Raw genomic sequence first — 18,398 nt, 5'->3', positions numbered from 1 at the left:
TCACCCGCTTCGGGGAGTGGCGCCACCGACCGGATCGGACGCGGGGTGATCCCTTTCACGCGTTCCGGTGATTGAGCCACCCGATCGGGTGGTTGCAAGGCCGATGACCTGCGTGGACCCCGCAGCACACCTGGTCGCGCCGGGCCACCACGGGGTGACCCACGAATGCGTGGTTGGCGATGGGTCGACGCGGTGCGCGGCCGGACGTTCACGTTCGGTCAACGTCGGCGGCCGGGTGGCGGGCTCGACACGATCCACAGGACGAATACGCTGGGTGGGGGCGTCTTTCGGGCCGCCGGTACCGGGATCGGTGCTGGTCGGGGGAAGTCGACCGGACCACGCCGCCCAGGTGGTCTTGACGCAGCGAGGAGGGACTTGTGACGGCATCCGGACAGCAGAGTTCGTTCGGCTGGCTCATCACGGATTTCGCGCGCCGGGTTCCCGGTGCCGCGCACGCCGTGCTGGTCTCGGCGGACGGCCTTCTCCTCGCGCCCTCGGAAGGGTTGCCCCAGGAGCGGGCCGAACAGCTTTCGGCGGTCGCCTCCGGACTGATCAGCCTCACCGCCGGCGCCGCCCGCTGCTTCGACGCGGGCGGGGTCAACCAGACCGTCGTCGAGATGGAACGCGGCTACCTCTTCCTCATGTCGGTCGCCGACGGCTCCTCACTCGCCGTACTGGCCGCGCCGACCTGTGACATCGGCACCGTGGCCTACGAGATGACCCTGCTCGTGGAGCGGGTCGGCCAGCAGATCACGCCCGAGCTGCGCGCGCAGCTCCAGGGCGGCGTACGTGGGTAAGCGCCGATGAAGATCACCGGATTCACCGAACCGGAGCCCTCCGGCTGGGACTCCCTCTACCAGGGCACCGAACGCGAGGCCTTCGATTCCCCGAGCCGCTTCGAGCTGAGCTCGATCAGCACGGTCATGCCGCGCCGCCCGGCCGACCCGGCCCCCGCGCCCGCGTCGATGCCCTCGCCGCTCCGCTCATCGCCGCCGCCGCGCGTCACCGCCGCCGACGCCGCGCCCGCTTCGGTCTACATGCCGCCGTCGCCGGGCTCGCGGGTCCGGCCCTACACCCGTACCGGCGGACGCACCCGCACCGCGCACGACCTCGCGCTGGAGGCACTGGTCTCGACCAGTGACGACGGCCGCCGGTACCGCGGCGTGCGGACCCCCGAACACCGGCAGATCTGCGACCTCTGCCTGGACACCCGGTCGATCGCGGAGATCGCCGCGCATCTGCGGCTGCCGCTGGGCGTGGTGAAGGTACTCATCGGCGACATGGCGGACGCCGGTCTCGTCCTGATCCACCAGACGGAACTGATCATGGGCGACTCTTCTTCGCGCGCTTTCATGGAGCGGGTGCTTCAAGGCCTTCGCTCCCTCTGAAAGCCCGCAATCAGTCACCTACTTGCGTATCCGGTTGCGTCGCCCACGCCAAGCGAAAGAATCTCGGTGTCCTGGTTGCTCCGTCAACCTTGTCACGAGATCGAAGGGGGTTCCTGATGGGTGTGCGGGTCCACGCGCACTGGGTCTTCGTCGCTGACGGCGACGGTGGTCTCTTCGATTACCGCGACAAGGTGATGCGGGCGCTGCTTCACCAAGAACGCTGCCTCGACGGGTTCGTCGACAGCGCGGCCTCCGCGGACGCGGCGCGCGCGGTGATGGGGATCGAAGCCGATATTTCCGGTGACGACCTTTCCCGGGCCATCGCGGAGGGACACGCCGCCGTCCGTGCCGCGCTGCATTCGGCGGGGATCGGCACACCGGACTGGCCTGCCCACGGTGAAGCTTTATTCATGGTGTCGAAGGACCTCCGTACCGAGTAGCTGGCCTAGTCGCGCCTTGAGCCCCGCAAGTAGGTGACTAATTGCGGGGGTCTTTGGTTTCATGGCGTGACATAAGATCACGCCATGTCATCAAGGGGCCGGTTCCCGATCCGTGCGTTCGGTGACGAGTCCTTCAAGGAATCCGACGGCGACGGGCTCTACGTACTCGCCGCGGCCGTCTTCGATCAAGCGGTGCACGACGAAATCCGTACCGTCATGTCGAAGCTCCGAGGACGGCGGCGTATTCCGAAACTCCATTGGAACGAGATGGATCCGGCGGAGCAAGAGGCCGCCGTCAAACCCTCGCCGATCTGGACGGATTCCACCTCGTCGCGGTCGGATCACCGGTACCCCGTCGGCGGCAGGCACGTGCCCGGGCCTGCTGCCTGCGGCGCTTGGTGCTCGAACTCGCCGCGTTCGACGTGGAGATGTTCGTGCTCGAATCGCGCACGGCCACGTTGGACGCTCGGGATGTCGAGACGGTGAAGGGCGCCAGATTCACTCTGCCCAAGGGCACCCCGTTCCGGGTCGCCCACGAGCGAGGCAAGGACGAACCCCTGCTCTGGGCCGCGGACATCGTCGCCGGCGCGATCAGAGCCAGGAAGGACAAGGGCTCCGGCCACTGTCGGCTGATCGAGGATTTCGTGCACGAGATCGCCGTCGAGACCGACTGTTGACGGATGTGCGTAAGGCCAGGGTCCCGGTCTGCCCCGGGTGCACCTGGCCCTGCGACTCGCGTGACGTCCGCGACGTCACGCTCCGAACACAGTGTAGATCAGTCATCGCGGTGAAGCACGTCGTGATTGCGGGGGTCAGTCCTCGACGAGGGCGGCCGAGGTGATCCGGTGCAGCGGGTACCGCTCGTGGTCGGTTCCTTCGAGGACCCCGCCGCCGACCCGCAGCGGCCGCACCACCCGCTGGCTCGCCGTCCCGCGTGAGTCGACGAAGCCGATCCACACCTCGCGGCGCTCCATGGTCGCCTGGGACAGCAAGGCCAGCGTCGCGGACGTGTCCCCGGCGCCGCCCCCCTGCGGCGCGCGCACCGTCTCGCCCCGGCGGCGCGCCGAAGCGGCGTCACCGGCCCGGACGTGCGCGACGATCTTGCCGACCTGGTCGTCGGTCAGCCCGGCGGGCTCTCCGGGCGCCCGGCGCGCGGCACGCGCCTTCGCGGGCAGGCGACGTCCGGAGGGCCTGATGTCCATGACGCGCCCGTCGGGACCTTCGGCGGCCGGAGCGAACCCGGCGGCGCGGAGCGCGTCGAGGACTTCGGCGAGCGGATACGCGGTGATGAGCACTGTCGGCGCGATCATGCGCAGGCCGTATTCCGTCGCGACCGGGTTGCCCAGGACCTCGGCGAGCAGCGACGCGTCGTCGCAGCGCAGGAACGACTCGGCGGCCCCGCCGCGCAGCCGTCCGTGCCGCCGGGCGACGTCGTCGATCAGGTAGCTCAGCGATTGGGGCACCGGCGTCGCCGACCGCGTCTCGAACAGCTGGTGCAGTTCGCCCGCGGTCCGCCCGGTGTCGAGCGCGCGCCGCACGGACGTCTCGGTGATCCGGTACACGGTCGCGTGCCCGGAGGATTCGATGTCGGCGACGGCGGTCATCTCGGCCGCGAGTTCGGCCTCCAGCGGCCCCGGCGCGACCACGGTCAGATCGGCCTGGACCAGGACGTGGTCCACTGGCCGCGGCAGTGCGCCGATCATCGCCTCGACCGCTCCGGACCGGTCGCCGGCCAGCAGCGCCCGGGTCGCCGTGGTGAGCCCGCCGAGCCCGAGCAGGCCGAGCGCCGCCCCCTCGGCCATCGTCCAGCGCACGGTCTCGTCCCGCAGCCGCCCGCCCCGGCGCGGCGCGCGCCAGGCGAGCGCGGCGACCAGTTCGTCAGTGCTCTTCACGCCCGCCCCCTCGGGTAGGGCGGCGAGGGCGAGGAGGATCCGCCGCCGCGAAGTGGGCGCCAGCGGACGGCGCAAATCCTCCGACAGCGGGGCGATCGGCTTGTCCTTCGCGTCCCGCCCGCCGGCGAGACCGGGCAGCCGGGGCAGTTCGAGCCAGGCCTGCGCGACCGTCATCCAGCGCTGCGCGGTGGGCGACGCGAGCCACGAATCCGTGAGCGTCGTCGGCACCCATTCCGGGGTGGTCGCTTCGCTGTCGGCCACCAGTCCGGCACCGACCGCGATCTCCGCCAGCAGGGTCACCCGGGTCTCGTCGACATCGAGATCCTTGGCGAGCTTCTTCAGTTCCCGGACCCCGAGCCCGCCGGACTTCAGCACCGGCGGCGGCGCCTGCGACCACGTGCGAAGCATGCTTTCGGTCTGGCGCAGGAACTCCATCGCCTCACCGGCCGCCGTCATGTCCACTGTGGACGGCTGATGCGGATGCGTGGGAAGTTCCGGTTCGCGCAGCGACGCCCGGTCGAACACCGACCCGCCGCGCAGCGCGATCCCGATCTCACGCGGCAGCTCGACGGTCTGGTCGTCGCGGCGCAGCAGCAGTCCGCGCGCGAGCAGGCGCTGGACCGGGTTCTGTGCCCGCTCCAGCGGGACGTCGGCCGACGCGTCACGGGTGCGGCCGATCGGCGGCCCGGCGGCCAGCGTCGTCAGCAGGGCCCGCTCGTCCTCGCCGACCTCCGCGAGCGCGGCCTCGATGTCCGTTCCGGCGAGCGAGGGCGAAGACGACCCGAGCCCGGCGGGGAAAGGGCCGAGCGCGTCGCGGGCCGACGGCGGGACGCGCAACGCCTCGTCCTCGCCCCAGACCAGTGCCCGCTTGCGCAACAGCGCCAGCGGCTCGCCGATCTCCGCGCCGACGAGCCGCGCGACCTCGGCCGCGGGGGCCGGATCGGTGTCCGCGCCGGCCAGCAGGAGAGCGTCGAGGACGGAGAGAGTGAAGGTGTCGAGGTCTTCGCAAGCACGCGCGACGGAGCCCGGCGTGCCGGCCCGGGTGGCGAGCACGATGGTGTCGGACGGGGGCGGCGTGGACAGGTCGCGACGCGTGCGCAGCAGTGCGGCGAGGGCGTCGTCGGACTCCTGGCGCAGCCAGTCCGCCAGGGATGGCGCGGGCATAGACGACCAGGATACCGGGCGGGTGGTGGCCCGCCAGCCGCGTTCGGGCAGACTGTCCCGTGAGAACAGCTTGACCATGCTCTGGAGGACGTTGTGGCGAAGGGCGATAACAAGAAGCGCGCGGGCATCGACCCCACGTGGCCCGGTGAGGACGGGGAGCACCCCGTCACCGAGCTCGCGTCCGATCGGCAGGGCGCGCTGTCCCCGTTCGGCGATGTGACCTTCCCGCTCGAGAGCGTGCCTTACGTGCACCCCGAGACCGAAATCAACCGGTAGCGAAGCTACTCGCCGGTTACCCCGGCGAGGAGCCGTGGCGGTCGTCACGGGAGTAGGTTTTCGCTCGACCTATTCGAGCGTTCCTCAGCGGGGGTAGTGCCATGCCGGTTCCCGGTCCCGGATATTCGATCACCGTCCGGGTGGAGGCCCCCGCGTCGTCCACCGCGGCGGGTGATCTGACGACCGCGGTCGGCCGGGTCGGCGGCGTGCTGACCGCGTTCGACGTCGTCGAGTCGCACCCCGAGTCGATCGTCGTCGACATCAGCGCCAACGCCCTGTCGGAGAACCACGCGCAGGACATCACGCAGACCCTGGACTCGCTGCCGGGCGTGCGCGTGCGCAAGGTCTCCGACCGGACGTTCCTGATCCACCTCGGCGGCAAGATCGAGGTCAGCCCCAAGGTCGCGCTCCGCAACCGTGACGACCTCTCCCGCGCGTACACGCCGGGCGTCGCCCGCGTCTGCCAGGCGATCGCGGCGAACCCCGAGGACGCGCGCCGCCTGACCATCAAGCGCAACACCGTCGCGGTGCTCACCGACGGTTCCGCGGTGCTGGGTCTCGGCAACATCGGCCCGGCCGCCGCGCTCCCGGTGATGGAGGGCAAGGCGGCGCTGTTCAAGAAGTTCGCCGACGTCGACGCGTGGCCGGTCTGCCTGGACACCCAGGACACCGAAGAGATCATCATGATCGCGAAGGCGCTCGCGCCGGTCTACGCGGGCATCAACCTCGAGGACATCGCCGCACCGCGCTGTTTCGAGATCGAGAAGCGCCTGCGTGAACAGCTCGACATCCCGGTGTTCCACGACGACCAGCACGGCACCGCGATCGTCGTGGTCGCCGCGCTGCGCAACGCCCTGCGCGTGGTCGGCAAGAACATCGAAGACTGCAAGATCGTCATCAGCGGCGTCGGCGCGGCGGGCTCGGCGATCATCCGCCTGCTGCTGCGCAAGAACCCGGGCGACATCGTGGCCGCCGACATCGACGGCATCGTGCACTCCGCGCGCGGCAACCTCGACGAGAACCTGACCTGGATCGCCGAGCACACGAACTCCGCGCAGCAGGCGGGCACGCTGCACGAGGCGCTCGTCGGCGCCGACGTGTTCATCGGTGTCTCCGCGCCGAACCTGTTCGGCGCCGAGCAGGTCGCGACCATGAAGCCCGACGCCGTCGTGTTCGCGCTCGCCAACCCGGACCCGGAGATCGACCCGCTGGAAGCGCAGCAGCACGCCGCCGTGGTCGCCACCGGCCGCAGCGACTTCCCGAACCAGATCAACAACGTGCTCGCGTTCCCCGGCGTCTTCCGCGGCCTGCTCGACGCGCAGGCGCACCACATCGACGACTCGATGCTCCTCGCGGCCGCCGGCGCCATCGCGGACGTCGTGGACAACGGCAAGCTGAACGCGTCGTTCATCGTGCCGAGCGTGTTCGACAGCGCCGTCGCCCCCGCCGTGGCGGACGCCGTCAAGAAGGCGGCCAAGGCCGCTCGGTCCGCCGAGCACTGACCGCATTGACGAGCCCCTTCGTCGTGTTTCCGGGGGCCCGTCCATCGGACGTGACAGCAAAGGTCCCTTGCTCCGTTCGGAGGCATCGTCATCACTGAGGCCGACCTCGTGGCCGCCTTCAGGGTGACGACTCCGCCCCCGGCCCGCTCCTAGGCTCGATCCCGACCAAGAAGTCGATCATGACGGGGGTTGGGGATGAAGCGTTCTGTCCTGAGCAGGATCGGGACACTCACGGCCGCGGCGGCGACGGTGGCGGTACTCGTACCGGCCACGGCGTCCGCCGCGGTCTCGTCCGTGCGCTGGGGGCCGTGTCCGGAAGACGTGGCCGCGCCGGGGGTCGAATGCGGCACCTTGCGGGTTCCGCTCGACTACCGGAAGCCCGATGGCGCCACCATCGACATCGCCGTTTCGAAACTCGCCAGCACCAAGCCGTCGAAGCGGCGCGGGATCCTGCTGACGAATCCGGGCGGCCCCGGCGGGCCGGGACAGTCCATGCCCGCCGGGCTGCGGGCGGCCGGTATGCCGTCGAGTGTGCTCGACGCGTACGACGTCATCGGGTTCGATCCGCGCGGGATCGGGCGCAGCACGCCGGTCACCTGCGATCTCGAGCCCGAGCAGCAGGTGAGCAACGTCCCGCCGTACGCGCGTGACGCGGCCGCGGTGGCCGAGCGGGCGACGTACGTGGCCGGTATCGCCAAGCAGTGCGGTGAGTCGAAGACCGCCGCGAACCTGCCGTACATCACCACGGCCAACACCGCCCGCGACATGGACCGCATCCGCGAAGCCCTCGGCGAGAAGAAGCTCTCGTACTACGGCGTCTCGTACGGCAGTTACCTGGGCGCGGTGTACTCGACGCTGTTCCCGCGGCAGACCGATCGCGTCGTGATCGACAGCGTGACCGGCCCGGGCGGGCTCGATCCGGTCACCTCGCGTCGCCTGGCGGAGGGGTTCGAGGACCGCTTCCCGGACTTCGCGAAGTGGGCGGCGGCGCGGCACGGGAGCTACGGGCTGGGCCGTACGCCGCGGCAGGTGACGGCGAAGTTCCACGAACTCGCCGCCAAGCTCGACGGCGGCGCGGTCCCGGGCGTGGACGGCGCGGCGTTCCGGATGGGCACCTTCGGCGCGCTCTACGCGACCAAGACCTTCCCGGTGCTGGCGCAGCAGTGGCAGGCGCTCGACGATGAAGGTGTCCTGAAGCAGACCGCCGAGACGGCACAGATCGACCCGGCGCAGCTGCTGGCCGGCCAGTTGCACGTGGTCTGCAACGACGGGAACTGGCCGGAGGACGTCGCGACCTACCAGCGCAACGTCGCGAAGGACCGGGTGAGGTACCCGATGTTCGGCGCGGCCGGGGCGAACATCTGGGCCTGCGCGTACTGGCCGTCCGAGTCGATCGAGCCGCCGGTGCGGATCGGCGACCGGGGGCCGTCGAACATCCTGATGGTGCAGAACCTGCGTGACCCGGCGACTCCGCTGAGCGGGGCGAAGGAGATGCGCCGCGCGCTCGGTGACCGGGCGCGGATCGTGACCGTGGACGAGGGCGGGCACGGCGTCTGGCTGAGCGACGAGAACGCATGCGGCAACAACGCCGTCAACCGGTTCCTCGTGGACGGCGAGCGCCCCGCGCGCGACACGGCCTGTGCCGCGGACAGGGGCGGGTTCTTCGCTGCGATGACGCCGGAGCAGCGGCAGGAACGCGAGAAGGCGCTCGACGAGGTTCGCTCGAAGCAGCGCGTGTTCTGAGGGCTAACCTGCTGGGCGTGAGTGAACTCAGCCACGTCGACCATACGGGTGCCGCCCGGATGGTCGACGTTTCCGGCAAGACGTCCACCGCCCGCACCGCGCTGGCGGGGGGCACCGTGCGCACCACGGCTGAGGTGCTCGGCCTGCTGGCGACGGACGGGCTCCCCAAGGGCGACGCCCTCGCGACCGCCCGGATCGCGGGCATCATGGGTGCGAAGAAGGTGCCCGAGCTGATTCCGCTGTGCCACCAGATCGCGCTGTCCGGGGTGAAGGTCGAGTTCGCTCTCGCCGAGACCGCCGTGCACATCACCGCGACCGCGAAGACGAACGACCGGACCGGCGTGGAGATGGAGGCGCTGACCGCCGTCGCCGTCGCCGGGCTGACCCTGCACGACATGATCAAGGCCGTCGATCCCGCGGCGACCCTCGACGACGTCCGCCTGATCCGCAAGGACGGCGGCAAGACCGGGACCTGGGAGCGGCCGTGAACCGCGTCGCGAGGGTGATCGTGGCGTCGAACCGCGCCGCGAAGGGCGTCTACGAGGACACGACCGGTCCGGTCATCACGGACTGGCTGACCGCACGCGGCTGGGACGTGCCCGGGCCCGTGGTCGTCGAGGACGGGGATCCCGTCGGCGAGGCGTTGCGGGACGCCGTGGCGGCCGGGGTCCAGGTGATCGTGACGACCGGCGGCACCGGCATCTCGCCGACGGACCGCACCCCGGACGTCACCCGCGCCGTCCTCGACTACGAGCTCCCCGGTGTCGCGGACGCGATCCGGGCCGCCGGACTGCCCAAGGTGCCCACGGCCGTGCTCTCCCGCGGGATCGCCGGCGTCGCGGGCCGGACCCTGGTGGTGAACCTGCCCGGCTCACGCGGCGGCGTGAAGGACGGCCTGGGCGTACTGGACGGCATCCTCGACCACGCCGTCGACCAGCTGGCGGGCGGCGACCACCCACGGGAGGCACAGCAGTGAGCGTTCGGGTCGCACGGATCGCGGTGGTCGACGAGCCGCTCTCGGTCGAGGAACACGCCCGGCTGGTGGACGACGCGGCCGCGGGGGCCGTCGTCACCTTCGGCGGGGTCGTGCGGGACCACGACGGCGGGCGTTCGGTGGAACGGCTCGCCTACGAAGGCCACCCCAGCGCCGCCGACGTGCTCGCGGAGGTCGTTTCGGATCTCTCGGGAAAGTGGACCGGCGTGCGCGCGGTCGCCGTCAGCCACCGGCTGGGCGCGTTGGCCATCGGCGACGTCGCGCTGGCCTGTGCCGTGGCGGCCGAGCACCGGGGGCAGGCCTTCGCCGCCTGTTCGGAGCTGGTCGACGAGGTCAAGGCGCGGTTGCCGGTGTGGAAGCACCAGCACTTCAGCGACGGCAGCGACGAGTGGGTCAACTCGCCGTAGCGGGGCTCGGCCGGTGAACGCGATCGGCCCCGGACACGACAAGGCCCCACCGCCGGGGGAATGCGCGGTGGGGCCTTGTCAGTCGTGACGTGGCCGCGCGGGGAATCCCGCGGGCATCACGACTCAGCGGTGCTCAAGAGCTCACTTGGTGGCGAGCTTCTGTCCGACGACGATGAAGTCGGCGTTCGGCACGTAGTCCTTGTTCAGCTTCTGCAACTTCTGGAAGCCGCCCTGGACGTTGAACTTGGAGGCGATCTTGGACAGCGTGTCGCCGGCCACGACGGTGTAGTCACCCGCCGGGTTCGAGTTCGCGACATTGGCGGCGGCCGGGGCCGGGGCCGGGGCGGGAGCCGAAGCCTGCTGCTTGGTGACCGGAGCGGTCGACTTCTTCGGGGTCACCTTCTTGGCGGCCTTCGGGGCGGACGACGACTTGGCCTTGGCGGGGCTGGCGGAGCCGCCCTTCTTGCCACAGTGCGGCCACGCGCCGATGCCCTGGCCCTGGAGGACCCGCTCGGCGACGGCGATCTGCTGCTCACGCGACGCGTTGTGCGCGCTGCCGGTGCCGCCGTAGGCGCGCCAGGTGCTCTGCGAGAACTGCAGACCACCGTAGTAGCCGTTGCCGGTGTTGGTGTTCCAGTTGCCGCTGCTCTCGCACTGCGCGATGGCGTCCCAGTTGGTCGCCGACGCGGGGGTCGCGGCGATGGCGAGGGGGGCGCCGACCGCGACGCCCGCAATGGCGACGCGAGCGATGTGGCGGGTGGCGGCGGACATCTTGCGGTGCTTGCCTCGGTACGACATGTGAATGAATCTCGCTCCCTGCGCCTACGAGTCTGTGCTGAGGGAAAGACCCGTGGGTCCTGGCCGGCCGTCTCAGGCCGGCTGACTTCGCCGGACGCACGACGCGTCGGCTCTGTCCCCTCGTCCTTGTCCGGAAATGCTTTCGCTCGGGGTTGGGTCCGGGAATCCGTTGGACAAGGCTCGGCGCTACGGGTTCCCGGTGTTGCGTGGTCGGTCGGGGCCAACCGAAAAGCGACGGTACGTAACGAACGGCCGGAGCGGAAATTATTCGAGCTGTGACCTGCATCACAGTAACGGCACGCAACCCCGGGCGATCCCGGTGTTTCTGCAGGTCAGAGGGCCGTTACCGGACCGTTTCCTGGCCGAGATAATTCACGGATCGTGAGGCTTGCATCACGTGGATTAAGCGTTGACTGGACCATTCGTGCGCCTTCGCGCGCCAGGAAGCCGGGCACTTTAGCGAGCCCTCAAGAAGTTCGCCAGCCCAGGCAGATCATCCGTATTCAGGTGGTCGACCCCGGCGGCGACCAGTTCTTTCCAAAGCGCGTCACGCGCCGGGCCGTCGGCATCCGGCGTCGCCCAGAAGCGCACTCGCTGGCCCGCGGCGTGGGCGCTTTTGACGATTTCGTGTAGTTTCGCCCGCTCCCCGGCCGGGAAAGGGCCCTCGCCGGTCCAGGTGAACAATCCGCTCCAGGAGTCCGAGACCAACGGGGTCAGCCGGTGGTCCGAGCCGATGCCGAGGTCGTTCTGGTCCTTGACGCGGCCGTCGTAGAAGGCCAGCCGGAACTTCTGCCCGAGCAGCACGTCCTTCGGCCGCCCGCCCGAGATCACCGCGGTGACGGCTCGCTTCTGTACGTGCCCGAACGCATACAGAGAGAAGAGGAAGGAGTAGCGCGGGTCGTACAGCCGCTTCTCCAGCGCCGCGTAGGTGCTGTTCGCGTCCCCTTTGACGTCGATCAGCAGCTGGAACTCCGTCGATGCCTTCCCGGCGGGAAAGCGTGCGTCGAAGGATGTCCGCTGCCGGTAGACGCCGACGCCGTGGTTGGCCAGGACACGCTTGCGCAGCGGCTCCAGGTAGAGCGACTCGAGGGTGCGGTCCGGGCGCGTGTCGGCGAGGTCGTGCGCGACCAGCAACTGCCCGTCCACCAGGTGGATGTCCGCTTCGACGCTGGTGAAACCCTGATCGAGCGCGTCGTGCAGCGGACGCGGGTGCTCGTAGTCGTTGTGGCTGTGCGCCCGCGGCAGCGGCCGGACGCCGCGCTCGTGGGCGGAGGCGGGGGCGGTCGCGAGGCTCGTGGCGGCGACCGCGGCGAGCAGCGCGGCGAGGACACGGCGGGGAGTGATCACTGGCGCATCCTCGGCCGCCCCGGCGACCGGCCGGTGAATTCCGGGCGGACCGCAGGTCAAAGGCCCCGGAACGGCTCGCGGGGGAGCAAGGGACCTTTGCTCTCACTTTCCCGCGTTCGCGCAGGTCAGCCGCCCGCGAACGGCGGCAGGACGTCCAGTTCGGCGCCCTCGGTCAGCGGCCGCGTGGGATCCCGCACGGCGACACCGTCCAGCAGGTACGAGACCGCGTCGAGCAGCTTCGCCAGCTTCTCCGGATGAAGTTCACGCAAGTGGGCGACGGCGTCGGCGACGCGGGCGCCGTCCGGCAGTGTCACCTTCTCCTCGTCGAGGCCGGTGGCGGCGCGAGCCGAGGCGAAGTACCGCACCACGATGGTCACCATGTCAGCCGCCGATCGCGCTCATCGGCCGGATCGGCTGCGCGAACCCGGCCTCGTTGATCTCGTGCCCGGCGAGTTTGCCCCACATGGTCGCCCGCCAGGCGTCCGCCACCTCTTCTTCGCGCGCGCCCGCGCGCACGAGGGCGCGCAGGTCGGTCTCGTCGTTGCTGAACAGGCACGAGCGCACCGCGCCGTCCGCGGTCAGCCGGGTGCGCTCGCAGGCGCCGCAGAAGGGCCGGGTCACCGACGCGATCACGCCGACGTCGCCCGGCCCGCCGTCGACCAGCCAGCGTTCGGCGGGCGCCCCGCCCCGCGCGGCGGGGAACGGCGACAGCGAGAACTCCGCGCCGAGCATGCCGAGGATCTCCTCGGCGGTGATCATGTCGGCCCGGTTCCAGCCGTGCTGCGCGTCCAGCGGCATCTGCTCGATGAACCGCAGGTGATAGCCCTCGGCGAGGCAGAACTTCAGCAGCGGCACGGCCTGGTCTTCGTTCAGCCCGCGCATGAGCACCGCGTTGACCTTCACCGGGTCCAGGCCTGCCTCCCTCGCGGCGGCCATGCCGGCGAGCACGTGGGAAAGCCTGTCGCGGCGAGTGATCGTCTCGAACAGCGCGCGGTCGACGGTGTCCAGCGAGACGTTGATCCGGTCCAAGCCGGCATCGGCGAGCGACTTCGCGCGCTTCGCGAGCCCGATCCCGTTGGTGGTCATGGAAAGCCGCGGCCGCGGTTCGAGTGCCGCGACGCGCTCGACGATCTTCTCCAGCCCCTGGCGCAACAGCGGTTCGCCGCCGGTGAGCCGGATGTCGGTGACGCCGAGCCGCTCGACGGCGATCCGCAGCAGGAGCACGAGTTCGTCGTCGGTCAGCACGTCCGCGCTCGGCATCCATTCCAGCCCCTCGGCGGGCATGCAGTAGGTGCAGCGCAGATTGCACTTGTCGGTGAGCGACACCCGCAGATCGGTCGCCACCCGGCCGAAGGTGTCGATCAGCGCGGGATCGTCCGGCCTGGGCACGGTTGGGCCACCGCGTGTACCGGGGACACGGGGAAACCCGAGATCGACTGCTGTCATTACCACCAGACTAACCCTGAAGTGGGAGAAACCGACTGTCCGGAATGCATTCGTACCGAATCGCCGGGTGGCCTGGTTTCGTTCCGAAAAGGTTTCCGGATGGCGAAATACCCGTTCTCGGCGGGGGAACCGGCCCGGTTCGCCCAGCTCGGCAGGGGAAGACGGCACGTCGAAGACTCCGCGCGAAGCTCCCCGGCGATGCCACTGCGCCATAGCTTTTCCGCAAGTGCGGAAGTAATCTGCCGGACATGCCGCAATTCCGGTTGTCCGAGGCCGCTCGCCTGCTCGGTGTCAGCGACGACACCGTCCGTCGCTGGGTGCGCGCGGGCCAGTTGACCGCGTTCGACGACCCGGCGGGCCGCAAGGTCGTCGACGGCGCCGAACTCGCCGCGTTCGCCAAGGCGCAGGCCGGGCAGCCCGAGGACCCGTCGAGCGTCGGCCGCTCCGCGCGGAACCGGTTCGTCGGGCTCGTCACCGAGGTGCTCACGGACAAGGTGATGGCACAGGTCGAGCTGCAGTGCGGCCCGCATCGCGTGGTCTCGCTGATGAGCGCCGAGGCCGTCCGCGAACTCGGACTGCGGCCGGGGGTGCTCGCGGTCGCCGTCGTCAAGGCGACCACCGTCGTGATCGAAACCCCGGACGGAACCCGATGAGGAAGCTCGCTCCCGTCCTGCTGGCCCTGACGCTGACCGCGACGGCCTGCGGTTCGGACGGGTCCGCCACCGCGACCGTCGAGTCGAGGACGTTGACCGTGTTCGCGGCGGCGTCGCTGACCGAGTCGTTCGGGGCGCTGGGCAAGCGGTTCGAGGCACAGAACTCCGGGGTGTCGGTGAAATTCAGCTTCGAAGGCTCGTCGGCGTTGGCCCGGAAGCTGACCCAGGGCGCGAAAGCGGACGTCTTCGCGGCCGCGGACCAGGACAATATGGACAAGGCCGCCAAGGGCGACGTGCTCGACGGTCAGCCGTCGGTGTTCGCCACCAACCGGCTCGCCATCGCGGTCGGCAAGGGCAACCCCCAGGGCGTCGAGGGCCTGGCGGATCTCGCGCGGGACGGACTGACCGTGGTCGTCTGCGCGCCGCAGGTGCCCTGTGGGTCGGCGGCGAAGAAGGTGCAGCAGACGTCCGGGGTCACGCTCGAGCCGTCGAGCGAGGAGCAGGACGTCAAGTCGGTGCTCGCGAAGGTGCGGTCGGGCGACGCCGACGCCGGGCTCGTCTACGTCACCGACGCCACCTCGGCGACCGCGAAGGTGGACAAAGTGGACTTCCCCGAGGCCGCGGGTGCGATCAACGACTATCCGATCGCGGTGGTGAAGGGCGCTGCGCAGGCTCAGCTCGCCGGACTGTTCAGAGACTTCGTCCTCGGCGAGGAAGGCAGGAAAGAGCTCGCGAAGGTCGGTTTTGGCCCGCCCTGACCCCGCAACCAGTCACCTGCTTGCGAGGGATGTGCGCGCGAGTACCGCGAGACGGCACCGACTCGCGGGGGGAGCGGTGCCGTGGGTGCTGTGGCCACCGGCGGTGTGCGCGCTGGCGCTGGTGGTGCTGCCGGTCGTCGGGCTGCTGGTGCGCTCGGATCTGACCCGCTTCCCGGGCCTCATCACCTCGACGTCCTCGCTGAACGCGCTCAAGCTCTCGTTGCTCACCGCCGGACTGTCCACTGTGGCCTGTGTACTGCTCGGCGTCCCGCTCGCCGTGGTGCTCGCGCGCTCGCGGGCGCGCGGCGTCCGTTTGCTGCGCGCGGTGGTGCTGCTGCCGCTGGTCCTGCCGCCGGTGGTCGGCGGACTGGCACTGCTGTACTTGCTGGGCCGCAAGGGTTTCCTGGGTATCTTGGTGACCACGCTGACCGGTGAGCAGGTGCCGTTCACCACGGCCGCGGTGATCATCGCGCAGACGTTCGTCGCGATGCCGTTCCTCGTGGTCAGCCTCGAAGGAGCCCTCCGCGGTGCCGGTGACCGGTACGAAAGGATCGCCTCGACGCTGGGCGCCAAGCCGTGGACGGTGTTCCGCCGGGTCACCCTGCCACTGCTGCTGCCCGCGCTCGGTTCGGGCATCGTGCTGAGCTTCGCGCGGGCGCTGGGCGAGTTCGGCGCGACGATCACCTTCGCCGGCAGCCTGGAAGGGGTGACCCGGACCCTGCCGCTGGAGGTCTACACGCAGGCCGAGGTCGACGTCGACAGCGCGGTGGCGCTCGCGTTGCTGCTCATCCTGGTCGCCGTCGCGGTGATCGCGCTCGCCCGGCCGCGCGCGCTCGAAGGGGTCCGGTCGTGACCCTTTCGGCGGAGATCACCCTCCGGCGTGGCGAGTTCACCTTGGACGTCGCCTTCGAAGTCCCGGACGGCGGCGTACTCGCGCTGCTCGGCCCGAACGGGTCGGGGAAGTCCAGTGTGCTCGGTTGCCTCGCCGGTCTGCTCCGGCCCGACCGGGCGCGGATCACCCTCGGCGGCCGGGGTCTGGCGGGCCTGCCGCCGCACGCGCGCGGGATCGGCCTGCTCTCCCAGGACGCCCTGCTCTTCCCGCATCTGTCCGCTTTGGACAACGTCGCCTTCGCGCCACGCTCGACCGGCGCCGGACGCGCCGAGGCGAAGCGGCTCGCGCGGAAGTGGCTGACCGAAGTGGACGCGCTCGAACTGGCCGGACGGCGGCCCGCGCACCTGTCCGGCGGGCAGGCGCAGCGGGTCGCCATCGCGCGGGCACTGGCGGCGGAGCCGGGACTTCTGCTGCTCGACGAGCCCTTCGCCGCGCTGGACGTCGACGCGGCACCCGCCATCCGCGGCCTGCTTCGGCGGGTGCTGCGTTCCGGGCCGCCGACCGTGCTGGTCACCCACGACCCGCTCGACGCGCTGGCGCTGGCCGAGCACGTGGCGGTCCTCGGTGACGGCCGGATCGTCGAACGCGGCGAGACCCGCAAGGTGCTGTCCGCGCCGCGCACGGCGTTCACCGCGCGGATCGCCGGGCTCAACCTGGTGCCGGGTATCGCCGTCGAGGGCGGTTTGCGCACGTCGGGCGGGTTGTCGCTGGCCGGGATCCCGGCGGAGGACGTCGTCGTCGACGAGGCCGCGGTCGCCGTCTTCGCCCCCAGCGCCGTCGCGGTGTACCTGCGGGACGGCGCGCACCGGGGCAGCCCGCGCAACACCGTCGAGGGGTTCGTCGACGCGCTCGAACCACACGGACCGGTGATCCGCGTCCGGACCCGCGGTGACGACTGGGCGGTGGGTCTCACCGCCGACCTGACCCCGGCCGCGGTCGCCGAACTGGCGCTCGAACCCGGGACACCGGTCGCTCTTTCGGTCAAGGCGGCGTCCGTGGCTGTTCACGCCGTCTCCGATCATTAGGGTGGGACCCATGAACGAGCGCCGGTGGACCTACCTCAGCGACATGGATGGCGTGCTGGTCAAGGAGGAGCACCTCGTACCCGGCGCGGACGAGTTCCTCAAGGAGCTGCGGGCCAACGACATCGGCTTCCTGGTGCTGACCAACAACTCGATCTACACCCCCCGCGACCTGCGGGCGAGGCTCGAGCGGACCGGTCTCGACATTCCCGAGGAGGCCATCTGGACCTCCGCGCTGGCGACCGCGAAGTTCCTCGCGTCGCAGCGGCCGAACGGCTCGGCGTTCGTGATCGGCGAAGCCGGGCTCACCACGGCGCTGCACGAGGTCGGCTACGTGCTGACCGAACGCGACCCGGACTACGTCGTCCTCGGTGAGACGCGCACGTACAGCTTCAGCGCGATAACCCGTGCGATCAGGCTGATCGAGGGCGGCGCGAAGTTCATCGCCACCAACCCCGACGCCACCGGCCCGAGCATGGAGGGCTCGATGCCCGCCACCGGCTCGGTCGCCGCGCTGATCGAAAAGGCCACCGGCCGCTCGCCGTACTACGTCGGCAAGCCGAACCCGCTGATGATGCGTTCGGCGCTGCGGCGGCTCGGCGCGCATTCGGAGTCGACGCTGATGATCGGCGACCGGATGGACACCGACGTCCACTCCGGAATCGAAGCCGGCTTGCAGACGATCCTGGTGCTGACCGGCATCTCTTCGCGGGAAAGCGCCGAGCACTACCCGTACCGGCCGACCAAGATCATCGACTCGATCGCCGATCTGGTCGGGCGCACCGGCGACCCGTTCGGTGAAGGCTGAGCGGCACATCCGTATGCGAAGGGCCTATCGTCAGAAGATGCACGACGATCAGCCCACGTCCCCGACCTATGTGGTCGGGGACGTGCACGGACACCGGGACGAGCTGGCCGAGACGCTCCGGAAGAAGGGGCTGCTCGACTCCGACGACGACTGGGCCGGTGGCGAAGCGACCCTGTGGTTCCTCGGCGACTTCGTCGACCGGGGGCCCGACGGCGTCGGCGTGATCGACCTGGTGATGCGGCTGGAAAGGCAGGCCGCCGCGGCGGGCGGGCGCTGCGGGACCCTGCTGGGCAACCACGAGATCCTGCTGCTCGGGATGTACCACTTCGGCGACACGGAGGTGCCGTCCGACTTCGGGCCCCGCAGCTTCGCCCGCAGCTGGGAGATCAACGGCGGACTGCTCGAAGACCAGGACCGGCTCACGCCGCAGCACATCGAATGGCTGACTTCACGCCCGATGCTCACGCTGGCCGCGAACCACCTGCTGATGCATTCGGACACCCTCGAGTACCTCGGCTGGGGCGAGGACATCGACGGGATCAACGCCCGTGGCCGCGAGATCCTCGAAGGCAGCGACATCCAGGCCTGGTGGGACGTGTGGCGGCGGATGACCACGCGCTACGCCTTCCGCGGCCCCGAAGGCGCCGACGTCGCGCAACAACTCATGGACCGGCTCGGTGGCGAGCGGATCGTGCACGGGCACAGCGTCATCGCCGACCAGCTCGGCATCCACCCCGCACAGATCGAGGGGCCGTACCTCTACGCGGGCGGGAAGGCGCTGGGGATCGACGGCGGGTTGTTCGTCGGCGGTCCCTGCCTCATCGTCTCGCTGCCGTGGGAGCCCGAAGACTGAGTCTCCTGGCGGCCG

19 protein-coding genes and 1 pseudogene are annotated in these 18,398 nt (G+C 70.4%); 15 read left to right on the top strand and 5 right to left on the bottom strand.

The genetic code is table 11. The annotated features are described in order from the left end of the window. Window positions 1-377 precede the first annotated feature (377 nt). From P3102_RS33310 to P3102_RS33295, 4 genes are all read left to right on the top strand, one after another. Complete coding sequence (locus P3102_RS33310; RefSeq protein ID WP_038507851.1) at window positions 378-797, top strand: roadblock/LC7 domain-containing protein; 420 nt, start codon at window positions 378-380, stop codon at window positions 795-797. A gap of 6 nt (window positions 798-803) precedes the next feature. Further along, the gene (locus P3102_RS33305) at window positions 804-1,388 is read left to right on the top strand and encodes a DUF742 domain-containing protein (protein ID WP_276364632.1); all 585 of its coding nucleotides are present in this window, start codon (window positions 804-806) and stop codon (window positions 1,386-1,388) included. Window positions 1,389-1,504: 116 nt separating this feature from the next. Then, window positions 1,505-1,828 carry a hypothetical protein gene (locus P3102_RS33300; RefSeq protein WP_276364631.1) on the top strand — a complete coding sequence of 108 codons (324 nt, stop codon included), beginning with the start codon at window positions 1,505-1,507 and terminating at the stop codon, window positions 1,826-1,828. Window positions 1,829-2,223: 395 nt separating this feature from the next. Further along, a complete protein-coding gene (locus P3102_RS33295; protein ID WP_276364630.1) occupies window positions 2,224-2,505 on the top strand; it encodes a hypothetical protein in 282 nt (93 codons plus the stop codon). 135 nt (window positions 2,506-2,640) lie between these two features. Here the strand turns inward: P3102_RS33295 and P3102_RS33290 are convergent, their stop codons facing one another. Next, window positions 2,641-4,884 (bottom strand): helicase-associated domain-containing protein, encoded by a 2,244-nt coding sequence (locus tag P3102_RS33290; RefSeq protein WP_276364629.1) that lies wholly within the window; start codon window positions 4,882-4,884, stop codon window positions 2,641-2,643. Between the two features lie 93 nt (window positions 4,885-4,977). Between P3102_RS33290 and P3102_RS33285 the strand changes: the two genes are divergently transcribed. The 5 genes and pseudogenes from P3102_RS33285 (at window position 4,978) to P3102_RS33265 (ending at window position 9,806) form a co-directional block, all read left to right on the top strand. After that, window positions 4,978-5,160: a hypothetical protein gene (locus P3102_RS33285; RefSeq protein WP_007033389.1), complete on the top strand. Its 183-nt coding sequence runs from the start codon at window positions 4,978-4,980 to the stop codon at window positions 5,158-5,160. 101 nt (window positions 5,161-5,261) lie between these two features. Further along, the gene (locus P3102_RS33280) at window positions 5,262-6,662 is read left to right on the top strand and encodes an NAD-dependent malic enzyme (RefSeq protein ID WP_276364628.1); all 1,401 of its coding nucleotides are present in this window, start codon (window positions 5,262-5,264) and stop codon (window positions 6,660-6,662) included. Between the two features lie 195 nt (window positions 6,663-6,857). After that, on the top strand, window positions 6,858-8,405 hold the full coding sequence (locus tag P3102_RS33275; protein ID WP_276364627.1) for an alpha/beta hydrolase: 1,548 nt from the start codon (window positions 6,858-6,860) through the stop codon (window positions 8,403-8,405). Between the two features lie 17 nt (window positions 8,406-8,422). Continuing rightward, complete coding sequence (gene moaC / locus P3102_RS33270; RefSeq protein ID WP_276364626.1) at window positions 8,423-8,893, top strand: cyclic pyranopterin monophosphate synthase MoaC; 471 nt, start codon at window positions 8,423-8,425, stop codon at window positions 8,891-8,893. Continuing rightward, a pseudogene (locus P3102_RS33265) lies at window positions 8,890-9,806 on the top strand (molybdenum cofactor biosynthesis protein MoaE). Before moaC ends, P3102_RS33265 begins: the two are co-directional and overlap by 4 nt. Window positions 9,807-9,947: 141 nt before the next feature. Here P3102_RS33265 and P3102_RS33260 read toward each other — a convergent pair. The 4 genes from P3102_RS33260 to moaA all read right to left on the bottom strand — a co-directional run bounded on the left by P3102_RS33260 (window position 9,948) and on the right by moaA (window position 13,340). Beyond that, the gene (locus P3102_RS33260) at window positions 9,948-10,604 is read right to left on the bottom strand and encodes a transglycosylase family protein (RefSeq protein WP_276364625.1); all 657 of its coding nucleotides are present in this window, start codon (window positions 10,602-10,604) and stop codon (window positions 9,948-9,950) included. Window positions 10,605-11,060: 456 nt separating this feature from the next. Continuing rightward, complete coding sequence (locus P3102_RS33255) at window positions 11,061-11,951, bottom strand: phosphatidylinositol-specific phospholipase C/glycerophosphodiester phosphodiesterase family protein (protein ID WP_276364624.1); 891 nt, start codon at window positions 11,949-11,951, stop codon at window positions 11,061-11,063. A 125-nt stretch (window positions 11,952-12,076) separates the two neighbouring features. Next, entirely contained in the window at window positions 12,077-12,331 is a 255-nt protein-coding gene (locus P3102_RS33250; protein ID WP_276364623.1) for a MoaD/ThiS family protein, read from the bottom strand. Window position 12,332: 1 nt separating this feature from the next. After that, window positions 12,333-13,340: a GTP 3',8-cyclase MoaA gene (gene moaA / locus P3102_RS33245; RefSeq protein WP_276364622.1), complete on the bottom strand. Its 1,008-nt coding sequence runs from the start codon at window positions 13,338-13,340 to the stop codon at window positions 12,333-12,335. Window positions 13,341-13,645: 305 nt separating this feature from the next. Here moaA and P3102_RS33240 point away from each other — a divergent pair, with 305 nt between their 5' ends. From P3102_RS33240 to P3102_RS33215, 6 genes are all read left to right on the top strand, one after another. Beyond that, a complete protein-coding gene (locus P3102_RS33240; protein ID WP_276364621.1) occupies window positions 13,646-14,050 on the top strand; it encodes a helix-turn-helix transcriptional regulator in 405 nt (134 codons plus the stop codon). After that, entirely contained in the window at window positions 14,047-14,808 is a 762-nt protein-coding gene (modA, locus tag P3102_RS33235) for a molybdate ABC transporter substrate-binding protein (RefSeq protein WP_276364620.1), read from the top strand. The genes P3102_RS33240 and modA overlap by 4 nt, the downstream gene beginning before the upstream one ends. 85 nt (window positions 14,809-14,893) lie before the next feature. Beyond that, entirely contained in the window at window positions 14,894-15,661 is a 768-nt protein-coding gene (locus P3102_RS33230) for an ABC transporter permease (RefSeq protein WP_276364619.1), read from the top strand. After that, the gene (locus P3102_RS33225; protein WP_276364618.1) at window positions 15,658-16,725 is read left to right on the top strand and encodes an ABC transporter ATP-binding protein; all 1,068 of its coding nucleotides are present in this window, start codon (window positions 15,658-15,660) and stop codon (window positions 16,723-16,725) included. Before P3102_RS33230 ends, P3102_RS33225 begins: the two co-directional genes overlap by 4 nt. 10 nt (window positions 16,726-16,735) lie before the next feature. Further along, window positions 16,736-17,530, top strand: a complete 795-nt coding sequence (locus P3102_RS33220; protein ID WP_276364617.1) for an HAD-IIA family hydrolase — start codon at window positions 16,736-16,738, stop codon at window positions 17,528-17,530. A 37-nt stretch (window positions 17,531-17,567) separates the two neighbouring features. After that, window positions 17,568-18,383 (top strand): metallophosphoesterase, encoded by an 816-nt coding sequence (locus P3102_RS33215; RefSeq protein WP_276364616.1) that lies wholly within the window; start codon window positions 17,568-17,570, stop codon window positions 18,381-18,383. Window positions 18,384-18,398 lie beyond the last annotated feature (15 nt).

Source organism: Amycolatopsis sp. QT-25, assembly GCF_029369745.1.
Classification (GTDB): Bacteria; Actinomycetota; Actinomycetes; order Mycobacteriales; family Pseudonocardiaceae; genus Amycolatopsis.
Note: the sequence above shows the minus strand (reverse complement) of the source record. Positions and strands in the feature narration are given on the sequence as shown.